The organism is Pseudonocardia sp. SID8383 (assembly GCF_009864975.1).
Taxonomy (GTDB): Bacteria; Actinomycetota; Actinomycetes; order Mycobacteriales; family Pseudonocardiaceae; genus Pseudonocardia; species Pseudonocardia alni.
Genome location: NZ_WWFY01000284.1, coordinates 1 through 1,524 on the forward strand (window position 1 = coordinate 1; position 1,524 = coordinate 1,524).

Here is a 1,524-nt window from a genome sequence, read left to right on the forward strand (position 1 = left end):
CCCGGACGAGCGGCGCCGTCGGGTCCCCGGCCGCGGTGGCCAGCGGCGCAGCGGAGGCCGCCAGTGCGTCCGGACCGGCGGCCCGCAGCGCCGCGACCGCGACGACGGCGTAGACCACCAGCACCAGGCCGAGCGCGAGCGGGATCGCCCGCGGGATGGTGCGGGCGGGGTCGCGCACCTCCTCCCCGAGGGTGGCGATGCGGGCGTACCCGGCGAAGGCGAAGAACAGCAGCCCGGCCGCCTGCAGCACCGCGAGCGGACCGGCGCCGGCCCACCCGTCGAACGGGGAGACGACGGCCGGCCGGGAGAACGCGGCGACGACCACCGCCGCCAGCACGGCGACGGTGCACACGACCAGCAGCCGGGTGACGAGCGCGGTGCGGGTGATGCCGCGCAGGTTGACCGCCACCATCGCGACGACGGCCGCCGCCGCGACCGCGCGGGCGTGTTCCGGCCACGCGTAGGAGCCCAGCGTCAGGGCCATCGCGGCGCACGAGGCGGCCTTGCCGGTGACGAACGCCCACCCGGCGAGGAACCCCCACGTCTCCCCCAGCCTGCGGCGCCCGTACACGTAGGCGCCCCCGGACTCCGGGTACCGGGCGGCGAGCCAGGCCGAGGACATCGCGTTCGCCGTCGCGATCGCCCCGGCCACCAGCAGTGCCGGGAGCAGCGCGGTCCCGGCGATCGCCGCGGCGGGCCCGAACACCGCGAACACCCCCGCACCGAGCATGGAGCCGACACCGAGGACGACGGCGTCACCGGTACCGAGCCGGCGCTGCGGGGTCGTGTGCACGTGCTCACCCTTCCCCGACGTGCGACCGGCCGGTCGGCGGGGTACCCGGCGGCTCATGGGACGGACCGCACACGACCGGCCGCTGACGTTCACCATCGGGCGCGAGGAGCTCGTCGTCCGGCAGCGGTACGAGGTGCTCAGCATCGTCAACGACATCCTGGTCGCGCTGTGGTTCGTGATCGGCAGCGTGCTGTTCTTCCACGAGGCCACCACCTACGCGGGGACCTGGCTGTTCCTCGTCGGCTCGATCGAGCTGATGATCCGCCCGCTGATCCGGCTCGCGCGCCGGGTGCACCTGCGGCGGATCACCGGGGCGCCGCCGGAGGCGGGCCACGACTTCTGACCCGTCCCGCTCAGCCCGCCCGCCGGGTGTCCCCGAGCAGACCGGGGAGCACCGCGACCCCGTCGACGACGTCGGTCGGCCCCGCCGCGCGGAGCTCGGCGCGACCCTGCGCCCCGGTGAGCACCGCGACGACCCGCCCGGCCCGGGCGTTGCGGCCGGCCTCGACGTCGAGCACGGTGTCCCCCGCTGTCAGCACGGCCGCCGGGTCGGCGACCCCGGTCAGCGCCATCGCGCGCCGGATCATCGCCGGGTCGGGCCGTCCGGCCGCGACCTCCTCGGCACAGACCACGGCGTCGAGCTGCCCGGTGAAGCGCCCGGGGAGCGCGGCCAGCAGCGGGTCGGTGACCTGCCGGTCGAATCCGGTGGTCAGCACCACCGCGATCCCCGC

At 76.5% G+C, this 1,524-nt stretch carries 3 protein-coding genes; 1 reads left to right on the forward strand and 2 read right to left on the reverse strand.

From position 1 onward, the window contains the following. On the reverse strand, positions 1–730 hold a 730-nt coding region (locus GTW08_RS06870; RefSeq protein WP_237453610.1), incomplete at its 3' end, for an APC family permease. 118 nt (positions 731–848) lie between these two features. Here GTW08_RS06870 and GTW08_RS06875 point away from each other — a divergent pair. Then, positions 849–1,136, forward strand: coding sequence for a YrhK family protein (locus tag GTW08_RS06875; RefSeq protein ID WP_073575017.1), 288 nt, complete (start codon positions 849–851; stop codon positions 1,134–1,136). 10 nt (positions 1,137–1,146) lie between these two features. On the opposite strand, the gene GTW08_RS06880 is transcribed toward GTW08_RS06875, so the two are convergent. Continuing rightward, the coding region (locus tag GTW08_RS06880) for an HAD family hydrolase (RefSeq protein WP_161151596.1) at positions 1,147–1,524 on the reverse strand (378 nt) is incomplete at its 5' end.

Excerpts from the sequence above, each read along its gene's own strand:
- GTW08_RS06875 (WP_073575017.1), top strand. The coding sequence starts at position 849 with ATGGGACGGACCGCACACGACCGGCCGCTGACGTTCACCATCGGGCGC.